The sequence below is a fragment of the Bradyrhizobium sp. JYMT SZCCT0428 genome (assembly GCF_018131075.1).
Taxonomy (GTDB): domain Bacteria; phylum Pseudomonadota; class Alphaproteobacteria; order Rhizobiales; family Xanthobacteraceae; genus Bradyrhizobium.
Map to the genome: position 1 here is coordinate 1 of NZ_JAFCLS010000053.1, position 17,789 is coordinate 17,789.

Below are 17,789 nucleotides of genomic sequence, written 5' to 3' on the forward strand. Positions count from 1 at the left end.
GCGGCGGATTGGCTCGAGGGGCGGAGCATTCCGCAGGCGATGGATATCCTTCCGAGCCCGCTGACATTGAGCAATATCTCTCAATACGAAAGTGATCTGGCGAATCCCGGCGCGGTTTACAACGACCCGGCGCGTCGCGATGCCTACCTCAAAATGTACGGAAACATTTGCTACGACACTCGCGATCAATACGTCAATTTTCCCTGGTCTTCCGAGCGGAAATAAGATTGGAAGCCCGAGGTCAGGGTGTATATCGGTCCGCAGACTCTTTTCGGATCATCCATTGAGATTATCGCTGTGACCATCGTCGATGCGCTGGATCCTAACAAGTTTATGCTGCTGCGAAAGGCTGCGTTAAAAAAAGTCCCGCGATGAGCAGGGCAATTTCACGCTGAGACCGGGCTAACTCTTACCGATTTGTCGGCATCATCTTGGCAAGCAACCCACCAAAGGGCTTATAGGATTGCATGGCAAGATCGCGATATAACGCGCCGATCTTCTGCGACTCGGCCATGAACGTCTCGAAAGACGACTTTGCGAATTCGCTTTGCAATTCAATCGCCTTGTCGACGGACTTCACGCCTGAGATCTTCTCGACAAACAACCTGGTGTCTTCAAACGATTTCTTGGAGTAGTCGGTGTAAGCTCTGGCAATCGCGTGAATGCCCGCTGGGACCGAATTCATCGACGCTTCGGCGGCATCGATCTGTTCTCTGCTATCTGGCTGTTGCTGCGATATAGTCCGAATTGCGTTATTCTGGTTGGCGTTAGACATTACGGGTCCTTGAGTGTTTCGGGAGTGAGTCAATGTTTCGCGTCGCCATGTTGCACTGAAAGCTAGTTCCCGCTTGTCGCTTGAGCGGTGCTTGTATGGTCATTCGATGTTATCGGAACTCAGTGTTGTGATGGCCGCCTCGAACGTATTCAGACGGGCAGAACTCGGGCAGCGGGCCCAAAGCCTTTTGCCGCGGGGCTATCGCGGATGCCCGGCAGTTGGTGACGGTCAAGATGTGAATGCTTTGGCAGCACCCGCTAAATTACAAAGCGAAAAAACTAGGCCAATTGCTGTTTTCCAAGATCGCAGTGGTTTTACGTTTATCGACTCCTTCTGCAGTTAGGGACGCCTCGATGCGCATGCGGGCGGTTTTTCATTTGCCCCAGATGTTTCTGATCCGTTTGTCGGCCACCGCGGTGTAAACGACCGTGTTCGCGATCGAGCGATGGCCCATGAAGGCCTGAAGCGTTCTCGTGTCGATACCACGCGCGGACAGGGCGTACCCTGCAGCGTGGCGCAACATGTGAGCATGGATTGGGAATGGCAGCTCTGCGGCGACGCCAAGCCGTTCAATTAGCTTCTGAGCGCCATCGACAGAAAGGGGCGCCTTGCGCTCGGACAGGAACACGAAGTCTGCATGAGGTTGCTGGCGCCGTAATGCCCGCAACAGCCGCAGCTCGTCGCCCTGCAAGCCGTGGATGCCAGGTGTACCGTTCTTGGCGCGGCGGATATGGACGGTCGCGGTATCAAGATCAATCTGCTGCCAGCGAATGTCGACCAGCTCGCTGACGCGTAATGCATGCCGGAAGGCGATGAGGATGAGCATCCGGTCGCGAACCGGGTTGCGGCTATTGCCGGCCGTGGCAAGCAGGCTTTCGATCTCGCCCTCCGTCAGATACTCGCGCTGGCGATAATCGGCGTTCTTGGCCCGACCACCGCGAACTGTCGGCTTTTCAGACTGCGAAGCCCTCATCTGTACAACAGTATTCATTGGTAAATTTCCCTTTAAGCAAATTAACCGTCGACATAAAATCTATATTGACGACAGTTGTAAAGGGTATTCCGCATCCCTTGCGGGCAACCACGCCAGCACCCGGGAATTAGGCCGGCCATAAGGCTCAGCTTTGCCAAACGGATTAGCTTTCGATGACATTACGCCGCAGGTCCTTGAGCCGCAGCAGCATGGTGAGCATTCGTTCGAGCTTACGGTCGAGGTGGACCTCGTAGCGTCCAAGTCGCTCCAGCTTGTTAGGATCCAGCGCGTCGCCGAACGCCTGCTCGCGGATCAATGGCCGGTTTGCCAATTCCTTCTGCCGATTTTCGAACCAAGGCAGCACCTCTCCTTCGAGGAAGTAACGCAGGCCCTCGACGTCCGCGGTAGCTGGCTCTTTGCCGTCTGCAAGTTCGTCCGGATCGCCAGCGAGCGTATCCGCCCACCAAGTTTGTGTATCCTGGCGCAACGCCGCCAAGGCGGCCTCGTAGGCGTCGTTTCGCTTGGAACTAAGCAGTTCGAGAGCATCGCGGGTCATGGTCTCATCCGCTGCCATGTCGGTCATATCCTCCTGGGTATCCGCCACCGTGGCCCGTATGGCGTCGACCACGCGCTCAGACTGGCCAGAAGTATCGAGATGAACCAGCGCCACCTTTACCGTCTCGCGGTAGGATGCCAGCGTCCCCTCCAGCCCGCGCCGGTGCGCGGCAGCCTCAGCAAGGCGAAGCCTGCGCTTGCGCCAGAAGATGCCGGCGATCTCCTCGACGAGGTGCTCCTCGGTTGGGCCTAGCGGACCATGCTCGGCCACTAGCGCCTCGACAACCGCGCGGTATTCGTCGGTACTTTCCCAGGGCAGCACCGTGTAGCCCGACAGCACGCCGTGGCGCAGCGCGTTGAAGCGGGTGATCTCGGTGCCGCCGGTCTCGGCCGGCAATGTCTGCGTCGTTTTCGTCATCGTTGCGTTCCTCGGTTCATTTTAGGCGCGGCGGGATGTCCGGCGGCCCAGTCGTTCCACAAAGCCCATCAGGCCCCTCGTCGATCGCTCTTCGGCTACGTCATGGACGCGACGCCAACGCTCGTAGGTTCGCCAGTGCATGCCCTTTGGCTTGTCTGGAAACTCCTCCAGCATGTTTGAGCTGCCACTCAGCCGCATCCGGATCTTTTGCGATTTCCCTAGCCCGCGCTGATGGGCCGACTCCTGCTGGCTTGCGTAGGCAAGCCGATAGCAGTGACGGCAGGCGAACAGGCGTCCGGCGCCGTACAGCTTGATGACCCGGCGACCGCAATAGTCCCCGTTTGCAGCGGCCGAACACTCAAACCAAGGCCGCTCGCCACCGAGTCGGCATGACGTCCATTCTATGCCGACCCGCTGCTCGACGTCGCGCCAACCCTCGCCATACGAACGGCTTCGATATTTCAGCGTCACGCCATGGCGTTGGGTTTCGACGTTGATGGACGCCACCCGCTCGCCATCCCGGGTCCAGGCCCAAGAGAACCATTGCGGCGGTCGGAGATAACCACGCCGATGCCATTCCAGCACATCAACAGACCGGCAACTCTCGACCGTATTTTTTCCGCCGCCTGCAGGGCGCGCCATCCATCATTCCATTTTCGTCGCCAAAATAATCGAAATCGCTTGCCAAATTGATATCTCGTTGCCGTTACTTCTAAGCAGCACTCGCACGCCGTGACGTTGCTCAATCTCCTTTTCGTCACCAGTTGTCACCACTGGCACCGGTCATTCCCTAACACCCTAGGAAACATACCTATTCTCACATATACAAAACTAAGTGGTGACACTGGTGACAGTAGTGACAAAGCCAGTGCCGCAGTGACTTCTCGATGTCACCACTCTCACCCTGTCACCAGCTTAAGGGTGGTGACGTTCTCGTTTCCGTCCTCGGCGTCACCAGTAGTCACTGGTTTTCGGTACTTCCAGACCCGCTTGTCACCAGTCCGAACCTGAATGCGGTGACAACCTTGGGCCTTCAGGCTCCGGGCCACACGACTCTGCTCCGCTTGTGTCCAGCGAGACTTGTCGAGGTGTAATGCGTTCGTTAGGACGTCCGAAACTGTGACCTCTGAATAGAGGTCAATGTACGAGCCGATGATCTCGTCCCAAGGGTCCCCGATGTAGCGATCCCGTTGATGGCGCTCGGCGTCTCGCTGGGTTTCCTGCTTAGTGATCCACCAAGGCACATTCGCGCTATACAGAAACACCGCCTCCGCCCAGAGCTGGTCCCTCATATCGCGAAGCATCTCGACGTTTATCTTGCCGATCTTCACAGGCCAGAATCGCCGGCCACCGGTCTCGTCCTTCAAGTAGCCGTCGGCATTGGTCGTGCCCCAGAAGACGCAGGAACGAGGGCTCTCAATGATCCGGCTGCCATACGGCGGCCGAAAGCGGTCGGTCGTGCGCGTGATGAAGGCCTTGATCCGAGAGACTTCCATACGTGACATCGCGTCGAGCTCGGAGACCTCGATACCCCACACCCCCCGTGTCTGCATTGCCGCGTCTTTGGAGCCCAGATCGGCCAGCTCGTCGCTGAACCAAGGATCGAACAGCGCCTTGACCGCGGTGGACTTCCTAGCGCCCTGGGCGCCCTCGAAGATCGGAACCGTGTCGACCTTGCAGCCGGGTTGGTATATCCGCGCCACCGCAGCGATCAGCATGGCCCGGCCCACGGTCTCATTGTAGGCCGTCTGCTCGGCGCCGAGGCAGGTTGAAAGCCAGGTACCCGACCTCGTCTTGCCGTCGTGCTGAAGGCTTGAGAGATAGTCGATCACGGGATGGAAGGTGCGGTCGCGTGCAACTGCTTCGACGGCCTGCGCCGCCGTTTGGGTGTTCACGGCGATGCCGGCACGCTGCAGCCATTCCGCCGTCAACAAGTCGTCGTGCGACGCCCAGACTCGCGGAGCCCATTCAATGGTTTTGAAATCCCAGGGTGGAGCGTCGCCGACGATCGTTTCCATTGCGAATTGATCGTAGGCCAGCACGCCATGCCAGGGCGGCGCCGCTCGTAGCGCCGTGATGGCATTCGCCAGCAACGGTTTCGGTGTACCCGTGTTCGTGAGAAGAAGATGTTCGCGCCAAGGTTCGGATGTTTCACTCATTCAAACCTCATTAGCACTGGGTAACAAAGATCTAGCGCTCCCCACTCCTCAAGTTTGGCGTCAACCTCGTCAGAGGTCATCGTTCCGGCCTTCAACGATTTGCCGACAATGGTTGCTTCGCTGATGAGCCACTGCGCGCGGGTCACCATGAAGCGCAGTCCGGCAAGCTGGAGTAGCCTACGGATTTTCGGGTCCGTGACGGCTAGCGGCAAAATCGTCTGTAGCGGTTTTGTATGTTGGTTCATCGCGGGCAAACTCCCCAAATCGGAGGAGCAAGCGAGGCCGCCATGCAGTAGCCGACCGCAAATCGCCGACGAAGAGCTGCCGCTTGAAGTTTGCGGACCGTCTCGGTATTCTCTCCGGTGTGAAAACTAGACTGCAACCTCGGGGCGCCCTGGCAGGCGCCCCTTAGCATTTTAGGGCACGGCGGATGCCCAGCTTTTAGTTCTGACATTCTCAAATTCTCCTTCCCGTTCAATGCCGGAACGAAAAGGGAAATTGTCAGATGTGCCGTTGAAATCGCTGGTCTTTAAGATGACTCTTAATCATCGGGTCCCAGGTTCGAGCCCTGGTGCGCCCACCAAGCTTTTCAAGAATTTGGCCAGATAGCCGCCACGCAGCCCGCGAACCGTTTGCGCGGTCGCGGCCGAGTTCCGCAGGTGGACGGGGGCGAGCGTCCGCTTCAGCTTGTTGACGGCGCGAACGGCCAGACCGAGCAGGAACGGGCTGGTCTGGCGGAACACGGCGACCTTTTTCACATAGCCCTCGACATGCCATTTGGCGTGCGCACCGTTGTGGAAAACGATCACGTCACCGACGCCGTAACGTTTCGGTGGCATGTCCTTGCTCTCAAGCACGATCGATCCTTCCTGGATCACGATGGTCTCGTCGACATCGTAGTACCAGTTGAATTTGCCCTCGGTGCAGGACCAGATCACGGTTGTGGCAGCGCCGTCCGCGCTCGTCGACAGCACATGCGAGCGGGCTTCCGGATTGCCTTCAAGGATCCAGGATGGCTCGATCGGCGACGGCTTGAGATCCACGTTCAAATGGCCGGTTTCAATAAGCGCAAGCGGCATCGATCACCTCAGCGGATTGAATAAGTAGGTACGGCTCAACAGCGTCCCGGCTAAGCGAGGGGCCGTTCAGTTGGCGGCCTCTTTCATTGGTCTCTCTTGAGACCCACCCTGGAGCTTTAGGAGAGGAGCGGTCGAAAATGGATAATATCGCCCGAGAGAACAAATCGCCGCACGGCAATGGCGACATTGCGGTCTTGCGAGACGATGAGCTTGATGGCGTCACCGGCGGAGTCGGCAAGACCATTGGAGCAAAAGCCAAAATTATAGACGGTCGGTTTAGTACATGACCCTTGGTTTGCCCGCATGGAGCGCATCGCCGACGGCGGGCGAGGGGTGCGCTGGCCCATGAAAGCCGAGCATTGCGCATGTTCCACGCCTTGCACGCGATCTGATCCGCGTTCTTGAGCGCCCACGGGCCGGGACGTTTTCGGGTGCGCATGCCGCATCGAAACGGCAGCGCGCGGTGAATGCAAATTATCAATCCTTTGGGGATCGAAACGGCGCGAACCCACTTATGTGAAGATCCACGGAACGCTGCCGTAGTGCGAGGTTGCTAAGTAGCGAAGTTGAATAGTCGAATTTTATCAGCAAGCCGTTCGACGTTTGAGCGGAAGCGGTCCCATGATTTTTTTGTTCCATGTACTTGAGCTTTTTCAAAGGTCGATTCTGATAGCTATTGATCATCGCGAGGTCAATTCCAAGGAACGTCCGGTGTACATTGGCAGCCCCCAGAGATTCATCTGCATTGACTCTATCAACTCTCAGGTCCTTTTTTTTCCAGCATATAGAAGTCATGGGGACTCGCCTCGAACGAACGGTCGGTAATGGTTTCAGAGACGGACAGCAGTCTCGATGAATTGATCCGCCGGTTATATCTTCTGTACCGTTCCCATTTTGAAGGCTTGAGAGCTCTTTAACCATAACGATCTGCTTAGCGAATAAAGACACTCCGCGTAAAGCAAAGCGCCTGCTCCATAGACACACACATAGGCGACGATGAACGTGTCGATGCTCCAATGAAACAGAAACATAAGAGCGCTGATCAGTGCCATCCCCGCCAGGGTGATGCTGGCGCGACGGGCGAGTGCCTCAAATTTTCCCGCGCCGACCAGCACAAATGCGCACGTTGTTTGTATCAGCATGAACACGAGCATTGCACAAAGTGCCATGCGCATGGTCGGCGAGACTATTCCGCTATGGTTCAAAATAGTGCCAAATATCCTTTCGCCGAACATGGAGACCGCGACAACGCCCAGTGTCATCGGCAACAAGCCCAGCAGGAATCCGGCTGCAGTTGCTCTACCCAATCCGAACGCATTTTCGTTATGTAGCGCGCGCGTTTGATGAGGCAGGACCGTCTCTGCGCCAATCAGATAGGTCATCATCGCGAAGCGCGACACCTTATAGAACATATCGAACGCGACAATTGCCAATCCATCCCCTGTGGCAGACAGCAAGTAGTACGGAAAAATGCTGATCACAAACTTAGCCGATGACAACACGACTGCCGCGCGCGCCTCCCGAAATTTGCGCCTCAGAAAAAGCACACCCTCGAGAAACACTCCACTCTGCAAGGCAAAGCCGTGTGGGCGGGCGAGCCAGACCAGGGCTGCTATCGACGTTACCCATATCAACAAGCTCAGCGTGCCATATGCGACAAGCGAAAGCCCAAAAAGCATCGCGATCGTCACCGCCAGGATCGCAACACGTCTAGCCAGTTCAACGCTCTCAGTCCAAACAAAGCCATCCCTGGCGTTGATGGCCATGCGAAGGGGCATATGCGGCAAAGGACAGACAGCTCCGGCGAAAATCAGGAAGTATGCGATGCTATGATGTGCGACAGGAACAATGCCGGCAAAGAATGCAACACCCAGAGTTGCGACGGCGATGGCAGCGATCGCGCTGTAGATCGTCACGATCGCTAGCACCAGGTCGTGGTCGTCCTGGTTCGCCTTACGTTTGTGGGCCTCACTCAGGTAGTGAGACCGCAGTTCAGAAAATGTCAGAACGGCAATTCCGAGATCGCACTGCACCACAAGAGCAGAGACCGCCAACAAGCCCGCAATAAATGCATACGACTCGAGGCCAATTGTTCGAACCAGCACATACGCCAGGACAAAATTCGATACCGCCGTTAGTGCGGCATTGAGCCCCTTCAGCACAAGAAGAGCTAGCCAGCTATGCGCGCCCCGGCCCAGGCCCGCCAGTATTGCGCTTCTCAGGCCACGTTTGCGAATTGCTGGTTGTGAGTTAAACCGGAACAGTGACATAGCAATTATCCGCGCCAGAGCCGGGCCGGCCGCACGTCAGGCCCTGCGCCATACAGAGCTCTATCGCGAGCCCGACACCCTACCAACGGATACAAAGCTCTATAGGTACAATTCACCTAACCATCCGAGGTACTCACCATTGCCAGTTGTCCAGTCAATGGGGAGGTGGGTGTAATATTTGCCACTGGCGATTGCAGTGGCTTGGTGTAGCGGCGGCACACAGCGCTCACATTTTGTGGTCACGGGAGGCTTGTGTGACGCATTTGCTCCTGGAGAACGCGAATTTGGCTCGCGTGATCTGGCCCGAGGGAGCCTCGTCCGTCCGCGACGGCGCAGAGCCCGAGGTCCAATGCACGCTGGGCCAGGTCATCGGTCGGACTGCCGGCCGATTCCCGGACCAGCCTGCGATCGTCTCCACCAAGTTTGCGCCGCTGACGTACCGCGATCTTCAGCGCCAGTTGGACGGTATCCGCCTGCAGCTTCGTTTGGCGGGGTTCGATTGCAAGGCCCGTATCGGGGTACTGATGCCGAACGGCGCGGAGGCGGTTCTCGCCATCGTGGCGGTAGCCTGCTGCAGCATCGCGGTTCCTCTCGATCCGCGACTGTCCGAGGCGGAATTCGATCAACGTCTCGACATGCTGCGCCTGAATGCTCTTATCGTGCCGCAGGGCCGGGCCTCTGAAGCACGTCAGGCTGCTGAGCGGCGAAGGGTTGCCGTGATCGAAGCCGCTCCGATCGGACACGGTCAGCTTGGACTAGATATCGCCGTGCAGGTCTCCAACTCGCCTGCGATCGACGTTGAACCTGATCCGGGCTCGCCCGCTTTCATCCTGCAGACGTCGGGCACGACCGCGCAGCCAAAGCTCATTCCGTTCAGTCATAGTAATATGCTGGCGGCGGCCGCACGGCTTCAGGCCTGGTTCGGTCTCACGCCTGGGGACCGCTGCCTGAGCGTGTCGTCCCCCCACTACTCCCATGGGCTCAAAGTAACGGTCTTTACACCACTGCTGACGGGCGGCAGCATTGCTGTCCCGGCGAACTTTGCCATCGTGGCGCTCGATGAATGGCTCGATGTGCTGCGGCCGACCTGGGTCTCGGCGGGTCCCACGCTCCACACTGCCGTGCTCGACAAAGCAAAAAGCCTTGAGGATGCGCAGGCGGCGCACACTCTGCGGTTCGTTGTATCGGGCGGCGCGCCACTCCCGAAGGGAGTGCAGAACGACCTGCAGGGCATTTTGGGCGTGCCGGTGCTGGAACATTATGGCTCCAGCGAAGCCGCGCAAATCGCCACCAACCTGCCGCCGCCTGGTCCAAACAGGCCAGGGACTTGCGGGCAACCCTGGCCTGATACCGTGGCCATTGTTGGTGAGGATGGACATCCCTTACCAGCCGGTGAGCGGGGCGAGGTCTGGGTTCGTGGCCCCACCGTGATATCTGGCTATTTCGATGCGCCGGAACTCAATCAAGCTGCTTTCAAGGAGGGTTGGTTTCGCACGGGCGATATCGGCAGCCTCGATCAGGACGGCTTCCTGTCGCTGCACGGGCGCCTGAGCGAACTGATCAACCGCGGCGGTGAGAAGATCGCCCCTGCTGAGGTCGAATCCGCGCTACTGCGCCATCCCGCCATCGCCGAGGCCGCTGCTTTCGCAATCCCCCATCCACGCCTTGGCGAGGACGTCGCAGCCGCCATCGTTCCCCATCCTGGCGCGCAGGCGACACCTGCGGAGCTTCGCCAGTTCCTGCAACGCGCGTTGGCCTCGTTCAAGATCCCGCGGCGCATTCTGATCCTCGACCAACTGCCAAAGGGGGCGACGGGAAAGGTTCAGCGGCGACGGCTGCGCGAGTCGTTCGACGGGCTGTCGGGTGATCAGGGCGCGATGTCCGTGCCTGCTGTGAACAACGGGCCATTGGATCTGGAAGCTGAATTGCTGACCCTGTGGCGGAGGCTGCTCAAGTCCGAGGCTGTGACGGTCGACGATGATTTTTTCGCCAGCGGTGGTGACTCCCTTCTGGCGATGGAAATGCTCATCGAACTCGAGCGGCTCATCGGCCAGCGCGTACCGGAAACGATTCTGTACGGGGCAGAAACGATCCGCCAACTTGCCCCAAGAATCGCCATGCAGACAGGTACCCCGGCGACGCCGTTCTTCCAGTTCGGTGCCAGCTGCGATCGGCCTCCCCTGTTCTTCTTCAATGGGAACCTCGTTACCGGCCACTCGGGTATGCGGCGGATAGTCGAGCTTTTCGGGCCCGATTACCCGATCATTTCCATCGATCCCCATGGTCTTCGTGGGGAGCGGATTCCGCCGTCGATCGAAGAGATGGCCGCCGACCGCCTGCCGCTTGTTCTGCAGAGGCAGAGCAGCGGTCCTTTCCTCCTGGGCGGCAAATGCAACGGCGCCATGGTGGCGTTTGAAACAGCCCGCCTGCTGATGGCCGCCGGCCACAAGGTTGAGATGGTTGCAATGGTCGACCCGCCGACCGTTAGTGCCCGTCCGGTGCCGCGGGCGATCATCGGGCTGATGAAGCCCCTGCTTCCGCTTTACCTTCTGCGCTGGACATATGAAAAAATGGCGGAGCTGGAGCGTCGCTCCAAGGCGACGACGAGCGCGCCGATTACGACCGCCGAGCACGAGATTCCGCCGGCGTTGTGGCACGCTTATTCATCCGCCATGGCGCAATATCTTCCGGCACCGCTTGAGGTCCCTGTGACTTTTTACGCAGCCGAACACGACGGCCGGGCGTGGCGGCATCTCAGTTCTCAACTCGACGTGGTCGAGGTGCCATGGGGACATCATGGCTGCCTGACTGTCGGCGCTGAACAGCTCGTTGATCATCTGCGGCAGAGAATTGACGTTCTGGTTGACGGCGCGCCCTCTGCCATTGAACCGCACAGGTTGCCGATCGCCTCTCACGGGGCGCAAATCGGCGGCCCCGCACTCGGCATCGAAACCTGAGAATCGGACCAGGGCGGCAGCAACGCAAACTGCGCGGTGCCGGCGCCTTGCGATGTTCAGCCAACCGGTCCGGGGATCCAATAGTCGCCGGAAAGCGGCCTGACGCTTACGCCATAAATTACCCCGAGCTGCAGGCTTGGATCGAAATGGCGCATCGTCCGCTCATTGAGATCAATGATGCGGCCAGGCGTTAGTGGCCCCACGTCATTTATCTTGACGATGACCTTCTTGCCTACAGCCTCAACGAGGGCATATTTCGGCCTCGCGCCGTATCGGACCCCACCAAATTTCTGGCGCAGACTCGTCTTGATGGCAGCCGCCCAGACAGTGGGCTCATAGCGCTCGCCGGAGGCTGTGTTCGGGCCGCCCTCCCGCCATCCGGGCCGGAACGGATTGTACGTGGATGCTGCGCCAACGATCGCATCCCCGGAAGCGGCAATGACGACGGCGCTTGAATGAACTGCAGCCATTTCACTTCGAGCAACGGTAACAGAAATGGCGAGCAGCACTACGACGCCGCAAATTGCGGCGCTCGAGCGAAACAACATCATAACTCCTCGATTGATTTTCTGGATCGTTCGATTCCCGATCCCGCAAAAAAATGGTCAAGCGAACGCGGATGCGTTGACGAGCTTGCGCCGATTTTTGCGGATTCGTGCCGACACTGGCGACGGAACCGTTGTGGGAACCAGAGCGGTCCTTCCACAGGTGTCTTTCCCACCGACTAAGAAAGAAATTGCGTCATCAGCATGACTGAATAGAGGCACTTGGTGAGCGCGTGAGCAGGCGCGCGCGTCTGGCCGATGTCGGCTCAGGTCACCAGCGGACGTTCCAGCTGAGCAAGTCTGCTTCGGCCTCACCAGCGGACATGCGAGGCGACGGCGACACGTGATCAGGTAAGCGTGAATCCGGATGTGAGTAAGAGAAGTTTGCCTCGGTCCATTGAGCAGCGGTCGAGGACGAATTTAGAGGCGTCACATGGTCGGGAAATTCTTCGGCCAGATTCCACTGCCGGCCCCCCGCTCGGTGGGATCGAAATTTGCCTCCGTTGACAGTCTCCTCACAACGGGCGTTTCCGCGTTAGCTGAGTGGCGCACTCCCGTGGTCCTTGGCTGCCCCTTGTGTGCCAACGTCGCTTTTGCATCGTGGGCGGGCACGCCGCATTGGCGTCACTTCCCGAAGGGTACAGGTTGCTGCAAACTGCATCTTTAATCTCGCGATTCGTAGATGTCTTGAGGACCCATGAACGAGACCTTGATATCCGCCTGCACGATGTTTCTCATTCCAGCAACGCTCTTGTTTGGCGCTTTAGGTGTCGCGAACTCGTCCTTTCTCAAGATGCTGGTCTGCTTGCTTGGCATCGCCACGACAGGGTTATGGCTTTACCGGATATGGTGGTGGACAAGCCTGTCCTTGATTGATCGCAGAACGGCGCTCGGTCTCGCGGGCATGTTTGCGTGCGCATGGCTGGTGACATTCCTGGTGCAGTTGAAGAATGTGTTCACGCGCTAACTGACTTCGTTCTGTGGGCTGCATCGGCTGACAGCACCTTGGCTCACGACGTCGTCGGCGACGGGTGGCGTAACAGTATCGGTCGACAATATCCGTTGTCGTGCTTCGATCCGAGCCACCGCTGCCTTGCCGAATCGCGGCTCGTTATTGGTGCCCGGCAAGGATTTGCGCGGCGGCGCCGATGCCTTGCCGGAAGGCCTCGTCGAACGTGACAGCCGCAAGCTGCCATTGCTGCGACCTGCCCTGCCAATCGAGCTGCCAGTCCGAGTTCCACCGCAGCTCCTGATCGTCCCAGACGAGGCGCACGATCAGCACGACCTCTCCGCCCCGCCTGGCCACGGCTTCAGCGATCTTCGCGGGCGCGATGCCCGCAAGCGGAAGCTCATTGGCGCCGACGCTCGCCAGCGCTGCGGCATCGGGCAGCACGATGGGCATTCCCCGCTTGGCCGCGGCCGCCAGGAGAGCAGCCCGCTGCAGATCCGTCTCTTTCGAGTCGCCTGCAACCACGTATCGTCGCGCGCCCGGCTGCATCTCCACGAAGACGCCAAGCACCGGGCGGCGGGTAAGCCATGGCTTGACGCCCAACTCGGCAAGCATGCCATTGATGGCGGCCTCGTCGAACTCGGCCGTCAAAATGAAGGAGCGGTCGCGGGTGCCCTGCTCGTCGTTCTTCGGCTTGCCGCCCTTTTCATCACGGTAGGAAAAGTCCCGAACCAGTTTCGCAGCATCGGCCTTGTATGGGTCGAGACGCGGGTCGCCCGCGAGCCGCAGCATGCCGCTTACCTTGACGAGAACGTCTTCCAGGCACGATGCGAAGCCAAAGATACGGTTTGCCTCGCCCTGCCCCGTCACGATGGTTTGCGCGCGATAGAGTTCTGCCGGTGGAATAGCGTTTGCCGCGTTGGCGAGCCACGGTTGCTGCGGCGTGTCCGCGGCGACGGCGGGGAGCGCAAGCAGCACTACCGCCGCGATTGCCGCCAGAAGGCAGGGAATGGAGCGTGTCGTCGCTGGATGCGTCCTCACGGCCGAAAGCCCTCACTTGATGCTGGCTGGCGACGCAGTGCTGATCGCACCTGTCTCCAGGCAAGTTCTCTGTTGGCTATTTTACAGGAAAACTGACGATATTGGCGGCCAGCGAGAGCTGCCTTGCAGTTTCCGATTAGAGCGCGAACGTGACCAGTTGATACAGCGCATAGGCCAGCTGCACGCCCAACACGGCCAAGGCTACGATCATCAAAAAGGAGCTGAAATGCATGAGGGTTGAAACCAAAATGCCCTCTTGAACTGACAATTCTCGCAAGAAGACTTCGAACTGATCAGTATGTCATGCTGCCCTACAAACGTTTGGCAGTTCGAAAAGGAGGCTTCCGCCGCCGCGGAAGTAATGTCATTGCCGCGAACCTCTTCTTGGCCGGAGGTCGCTTGTCGGACGGAAGTTTACGCCTACGTGCCGTAGAAAATCTTCATCCCCCACACCACGACGATGACAGCCGACACCAGCGTGGCTGCCGTCAATATACTTTCTAAGGAAGCGACTCTCATACTACTACTCCGCTTCCCAGCCCCGTTTGCGGTCTAGTTGATTCGTTCGGTCCGCCGCAATCGCGGGAGCGACTGTGTTGAACGCTCGCACGGCAATTGTGGTTTGCGGGCCACATCATTCCCGTAGAATTACGGACGCAGCGAGGGATTCGAACTCCTGGTACGGTCGAGCGGCAGTCGTGATCGAACCAGTCTCCGCCGATATTCTCCGCAAAACGGGACTATCCGGCGACAACTCCGCAGACATCGGCGATTTCCACCCGGGACCGGCGAACTGGGAGTCTGGAGACGAAATCGAATGCGCGAAAAGCCGCGATGCCCGGCCCTATCTCGCGTTTCTTGGAAAGCCTCGTCGAACGCCGGCGCTCTGGCTGGCGACGCAGTGCCAATCGAACGTGTCTCCCGGCAGACTCCCGGAACCAGATCGGTCAGACGATCCGTCTCTGGAAGACACGGTTAGCAAGGGCAGGTCCGGCCGCAGCTGGGGTTTGCGCCCGGCGAGTACGCCGAGACGATGCTGATGTCGATCAGCACCTTCCGCTCCAAAGCGAGAGGTCGAAATGGCGACACCGGGTAATGACAATTAGCATGCGACGCTATTTCCTTAAGCGCTCCGGCAAAATATCCTTCACAGGAATCGCCATAAGTTCCTGCCCGCTCTCGTCGGTGATGATCGCGGCCTCAACCGGTGTCTTAGAAGCCGAATGTATGTTTTCAGCCAAAAGCTCGCGAAGAGAAAGCAGCGCCGCTTCAAAGGCCTCTGCCAAACTCGGCAAATCGATGCCCACAAGGTCCTTGTTGATCTTATCGCCTTGCCGGAAATTTATGTGATATCTGGCCATGCCACCTCCGTCGCCAAGAGTTGACGTCAAGCGAATGGTTCCCCGCGCCAGCGATATCTCACCCGGCAGCCAACAAGTTGCGATTTAGCAACTCGACCTCACATCTCGCGCACGCTCGCCCATCGGTATAGGGCTTTGCGATTCGGTCCAATTCGTGGTCGACGATGCCGCGGCGCAGCAAGCGCCCTCGCGATCGTTCCGATATGACCTACGCGGCCAGGCCCGGTGATAGCGCGAGAGCCTTCTGGCGCCGAAGCAAGCAGAAATGTCATGAGCGCGCTCTCTCCTGCGGAACGGATAAGCAAGGCGAAGAAGCGTTCGTGCGACGTCGGATGATGGCTGCTTTTTCTTCAATGGCCGAGTCGGCGAGCGGTGGAGGCGGGTCCGCTTGAAGCTGGGCAATGCTCCAGGAATAGAAGCGTAAGGTCGACCACCGTGTCGAAAGCTCAACCCAATTACTCTGGCCTGCTCCTGAAACGGTAACGACATCGGACAAAACGCCCGCGCTCGCATCGAGCCACCAGTCGGCTCCGACGCTGGCGACAAATTTCATGTTCGGGTCATTTGTTCGCATGTCCATTTGCACATACACGCCATCGACACTTCCAGCCGCATATTTGCCTCGTTGGGCTGGCCAAAAATGATCGTTGTAACCGGCCGGAGGAGCGCTAATGACAACGCTGCGGTCCGGTTGCGAGCTTAACTTCATAGGCTTGCCCGCATTCGGCGAGAAGTCCGCGACAAAGTGAGCTCCGGTGATCTCATCGGTGGCCTGGTCCTGGACTAACACCCATTCCCGGGTAGTGCTGAGGTGGACGTAGGTTTTTGCGTTCCTAATTGTGATGCCGTCTTTACCCGAAAACGCGCGCGCGCCCTCTTTTGGATAAATCTGTCCTTTTGCGGTAACCGCTGTGAAATTGGAAGGCGGCGGGCTGTCGCCTGCGGGCTTGTACCAACCGCCGCACCACGCAAAGCCCCTGGGCACTCCGACAGCATACCCTTCGCTCTGACCGGGCGTATTCTGAAATATGGCATCCAACAACGGTGTGGCTAGCGTAATCTCTTCTGAGTGGTCTGCCTCCGCGATCGATGGCAGATCCGCAGGTGACAAATCGGCGCCCCGTTCCCAAAGGGTGCCGGCATAGAAAGAACTCACCGACAGGATGGCCCCCACGACGAGCGCCGCAAGATAGGCACGAGCCGGACGAATCGAGCGAAGTTCGTTACCGACCTCGGACCGGACCAACAGCGGGCGCGGCATTTTCTCTTTCCACTCATGTTAAACTTGAAAACTACATATCGGCTCACACAAGACGGATGTCCCGCTAGAACAATCGTGGTCCAAACGCGGCACCAAATATCACATTTTGTCGCGCCAGCAGTATTGAGGATCGTCAAGTCTGGGCCAAGCGTGGTGAGCAAAGTCCTTGCTAGCCTGCTGAATACCAGACCGCCCTCGATAGGGCCGTCGCCAAGGGCTGACCTTGGAAAGAAAACTCCAACGCATCTGAAGTGAGCATGTCGCGTTGGGTGACGCACAGCAATTTCTGGACACTCGGAACTTTGATCTGGCTGATCGCGGACACCCCATCTCCGTATCCATCAACTGGCGTCGACTTGCCAATTCTTTTGATCGATGGGGCGCTTGTTATGAGCACGGTAGTTACGCATCACCCCCGGAAATTGTCATCGACTGTGTGGTTACCGCCGGCGTATGACGCCCGCCGTTCCCGGTTCATCGGGTGCCACGAGCAAATTTCCCGGCTCTAAATGGATTCTGGGCGAACGCGCAGGAGAGAGCTCGCCCGTGTTCTAAATACCCACCTCGGTCCGAGCAGCGATCGCGAGACCGTCCTCGAGCTTGCCACACAGCATGTGCAGGAATCCAGCGAACAACGCCCCGGAACGCTGATATCCTCTTTGCACCAGTCACCTGGACTGCAGTGCAATTGTTCTTCTAAAGGCTATCGAACGTCGGCGAGATCCGCTACGCGATATCCACTTCAACTAATCGGCGACACACGCGGCTGGCCCTGTGCCGCCACTATGCTCCCGTGGGCGTCAGTTTGATCAGCGGGAAGTTGATCAACGTCAATAGATCATGGAATGCGACAGCTAATATGGCATGTCGGCTAACTGCCGGCACTCATAGTTAATCCATGACTAGGCGGCCTCGACTTCCCCAGTCGTGGCCGCCGCTTTGTGTCTTGGGAAAGTTACGTAAGTGAACTGTAATCGGACGACATAAATCGGGCTCGACCAAATCCGTTGGGCGTCTCCTATAACATCGCTGCGCTGAACCCCTTCCCTGGCTCGCCACACCGCAAATGCATGCCGCACCATTTGCTCTCGCGACCTCAGTTTCCGAATGAACTACGCTGGTGCCACTGCTTGTGAAGTGCCTGCTTTGACACCCCCAAGCAGAGGCCAATCATTTCAAGCGAAGCTCCCTTCGAACGAGCCTTTCCAACCGCAACGGAGAATGGAAGGCCGCCTCTCAGTTCGATCGCGGCCTGAATCGCGGCCGACGATCGCTCCTTGTTCCGAGCCACGCGACGCTCGCGCCTTGCCTTTCTTAACTGCTCATCGCGGTCGACCTGCGAGGGGTGTCGAACACCTTTGAGGCGATAGTACCGACTGGCCACTGATCCTAGCGGCAAGCGAAGCTGAAGCGATATCTCGCGAAAGCTCAGACCTTCCGACTTCA

General features: G+C 58.4%; 15 protein-coding genes and 2 pseudogenes. 4 read left to right on the forward strand and 13 right to left on the reverse strand.

All coding sequences use genetic code 11. The features are described from left to right. Positions 1-225: pseudogene (locus tag JQ575_RS36135) on the forward strand (sugar ABC transporter substrate-binding protein); the annotation flags it as partial. Positions 226-409: 184 nt separating this feature from the next. On the opposite strand, the gene JQ575_RS36140 reads toward JQ575_RS36135, so the two are convergent. The 8 genes and pseudogenes from JQ575_RS36140 to JQ575_RS36170 form a co-directional block, all read right to left on the reverse strand. Next, positions 410-775, reverse strand: coding sequence for a phasin family protein (locus tag JQ575_RS36140; RefSeq protein WP_212037977.1), 366 nt, complete (start codon positions 773-775; stop codon positions 410-412). Positions 776-1,148: 373 nt separating this feature from the next. Next, positions 1,149-1,766, reverse strand: coding sequence for a tyrosine-type recombinase/integrase (locus tag JQ575_RS36145; RefSeq protein ID WP_212037978.1), 618 nt, complete (start codon positions 1,764-1,766; stop codon positions 1,149-1,151). A 145-nt stretch (positions 1,767-1,911) separates the two neighbouring features. Continuing rightward, positions 1,912-2,721 (reverse strand): hypothetical protein, encoded by an 810-nt coding sequence (locus JQ575_RS36150; protein ID WP_212037979.1) that lies wholly within the window; start codon positions 2,719-2,721, stop codon positions 1,912-1,914. Positions 2,722-2,742: 21 nt separating this feature from the next. Further along, positions 2,743-3,363: a hypothetical protein gene (locus JQ575_RS36155; protein WP_212037980.1), complete on the reverse strand. Its 621-nt coding sequence runs from the start codon at positions 3,361-3,363 to the stop codon at positions 2,743-2,745. A 3-nt stretch (positions 3,364-3,366) separates the two neighbouring features. Continuing rightward, positions 3,367-3,501 carry a hypothetical protein gene (locus JQ575_RS45860; protein WP_283842677.1) on the reverse strand — a complete coding sequence of 45 codons (135 nt, stop codon included), beginning with the start codon at positions 3,499-3,501 and terminating at the stop codon, positions 3,367-3,369. A gap of 119 nt (positions 3,502-3,620) precedes the next feature. Beyond that, positions 3,621-4,880 (reverse strand): virulence-associated E family protein, encoded by a 1,260-nt coding sequence (locus JQ575_RS36160; RefSeq protein ID WP_212037981.1) that lies wholly within the window; start codon positions 4,878-4,880, stop codon positions 3,621-3,623. Further along, on the reverse strand, positions 4,877-5,125 hold the full coding sequence (locus JQ575_RS36165) for a hypothetical protein (RefSeq protein WP_212037982.1): 249 nt from the start codon (positions 5,123-5,125) through the stop codon (positions 4,877-4,879). The genes JQ575_RS36160 and JQ575_RS36165 overlap by 4 nt, the downstream gene beginning before the upstream one ends. Positions 5,126-5,521: 396 nt before the next feature. Continuing rightward, positions 5,522-5,959: pseudogene (locus tag JQ575_RS36170) on the reverse strand (cupin domain-containing protein); the annotation flags it as partial. A 137-nt stretch (positions 5,960-6,096) separates the two neighbouring features. Here JQ575_RS36170 and JQ575_RS36175 point away from each other — a divergent pair. Further along, positions 6,097-6,246, forward strand: coding sequence for a hypothetical protein (locus tag JQ575_RS36175; RefSeq protein WP_212037984.1), 150 nt, complete (start codon positions 6,097-6,099; stop codon positions 6,244-6,246). Between the two features lie 582 nt (positions 6,247-6,828). Here the strand turns inward: JQ575_RS36175 and JQ575_RS36180 are convergent. Next, on the reverse strand, positions 6,829-8,229 hold the full coding sequence (locus JQ575_RS36180) for a hypothetical protein (protein ID WP_212037985.1): 1,401 nt from the start codon (positions 8,227-8,229) through the stop codon (positions 6,829-6,831). Positions 8,230-8,483: 254 nt separating this feature from the next. Between JQ575_RS36180 and JQ575_RS36185 the strand changes: the two genes are divergently transcribed. Further along, complete coding sequence (locus JQ575_RS36185) at positions 8,484-11,186, forward strand: AMP-binding protein (protein ID WP_312016082.1); 2,703 nt, start codon at positions 8,484-8,486, stop codon at positions 11,184-11,186. 56 nt (positions 11,187-11,242) lie between these two features. Here the strand turns inward: JQ575_RS36185 and JQ575_RS36190 are convergent, their stop codons facing one another. Next, positions 11,243-11,737, reverse strand: coding sequence for a septal ring lytic transglycosylase RlpA family protein (locus tag JQ575_RS36190; RefSeq protein ID WP_212037986.1), 495 nt, complete (start codon positions 11,735-11,737; stop codon positions 11,243-11,245). Positions 11,738-12,428: 691 nt separating this feature from the next. Here JQ575_RS36190 and JQ575_RS36195 point away from each other — a divergent pair. Further along, on the forward strand, positions 12,429-12,698 hold the full coding sequence (locus JQ575_RS36195) for a hypothetical protein (RefSeq protein WP_212037987.1): 270 nt from the start codon (positions 12,429-12,431) through the stop codon (positions 12,696-12,698). A gap of 144 nt (positions 12,699-12,842) precedes the next feature. Here JQ575_RS36195 and JQ575_RS36200 read toward each other — a convergent pair whose 3' ends face one another. The 3 genes from JQ575_RS36200 to JQ575_RS36210 form a co-directional block, all read right to left on the reverse strand. Further along, positions 12,843-13,658, reverse strand: coding sequence for a DUF2066 domain-containing protein (locus JQ575_RS36200; protein WP_212037988.1), 816 nt, complete (start codon positions 13,656-13,658; stop codon positions 12,843-12,845). Positions 13,659-14,836: 1,178 nt separating this feature from the next. Then, positions 14,837-15,082 carry a DUF6894 family protein gene (locus JQ575_RS36205; protein ID WP_212037989.1) on the reverse strand — a complete coding sequence of 82 codons (246 nt, stop codon included), beginning with the start codon at positions 15,080-15,082 and terminating at the stop codon, positions 14,837-14,839. A gap of 268 nt (positions 15,083-15,350) precedes the next feature. Continuing rightward, positions 15,351-16,343, reverse strand: coding sequence for a hypothetical protein (locus tag JQ575_RS36210; RefSeq protein ID WP_212037990.1), 993 nt, complete (start codon positions 16,341-16,343; stop codon positions 15,351-15,353). Positions 16,344-17,789 lie beyond the last annotated feature (1,446 nt).

What these genes read in the sequence shown, in the direction of transcription:
- JQ575_RS36140 (WP_212037977.1), bottom strand. Translation starts at nt 775, where the DNA reads ATGTCTAACGCCAACCAGAATAACGCAATTCGGACTATATCGCAGCAA.
- JQ575_RS36145 (WP_212037978.1), bottom strand. Translation starts at nt 1,766, where the DNA reads ATGAATACTGTTGTACAGATGAGGGCTTCGCAGTCTGAAAAGCCGACA.
- JQ575_RS36150 (WP_212037979.1), bottom strand. Translation starts at nt 2,721, where the DNA reads ATGACGAAAACGACGCAGACATTGCCGGCCGAGACCGGCGGCACCGAG.
- JQ575_RS36155 (WP_212037980.1), bottom strand. Translation starts at nt 3,363, where the DNA reads ATGGCGCGCCCTGCAGGCGGCGGAAAAAATACGGTCGAGAGTTGCCGG.
- JQ575_RS36160 (WP_212037981.1), bottom strand. Translation starts at nt 4,880, where the DNA reads ATGAGTGAAACATCCGAACCTTGGCGCGAACATCTTCTTCTCACGAAC.
- JQ575_RS36165 (WP_212037982.1), bottom strand. Translation starts at nt 5,125, where the DNA reads ATGAACCAACATACAAAACCGCTACAGACGATTTTGCCGCTAGCCGTC.
- JQ575_RS36175 (WP_212037984.1), top strand. Translation starts at nt 6,097, where the DNA reads ATGGATAATATCGCCCGAGAGAACAAATCGCCGCACGGCAATGGCGAC.
- JQ575_RS36180 (WP_212037985.1), bottom strand. Translation starts at nt 8,229, where the DNA reads ATGTCACTGTTCCGGTTTAACTCACAACCAGCAATTCGCAAACGTGGC.
- JQ575_RS36190 (WP_212037986.1), bottom strand. Translation starts at nt 11,737, where the DNA reads ATGATGTTGTTTCGCTCGAGCGCCGCAATTTGCGGCGTCGTAGTGCTG.
- JQ575_RS36195 (WP_212037987.1), top strand. Translation starts at nt 12,429, where the DNA reads ATGAACGAGACCTTGATATCCGCCTGCACGATGTTTCTCATTCCAGCA.
- JQ575_RS36205 (WP_212037989.1), bottom strand. Translation starts at nt 15,082, where the DNA reads ATGGCCAGATATCACATAAATTTCCGGCAAGGCGATAAGATCAACAAG.
- JQ575_RS36210 (WP_212037990.1), bottom strand. Translation starts at nt 16,343, where the DNA reads ATGCCGCGCCCGCTGTTGGTCCGGTCCGAGGTCGGTAACGAACTTCGC.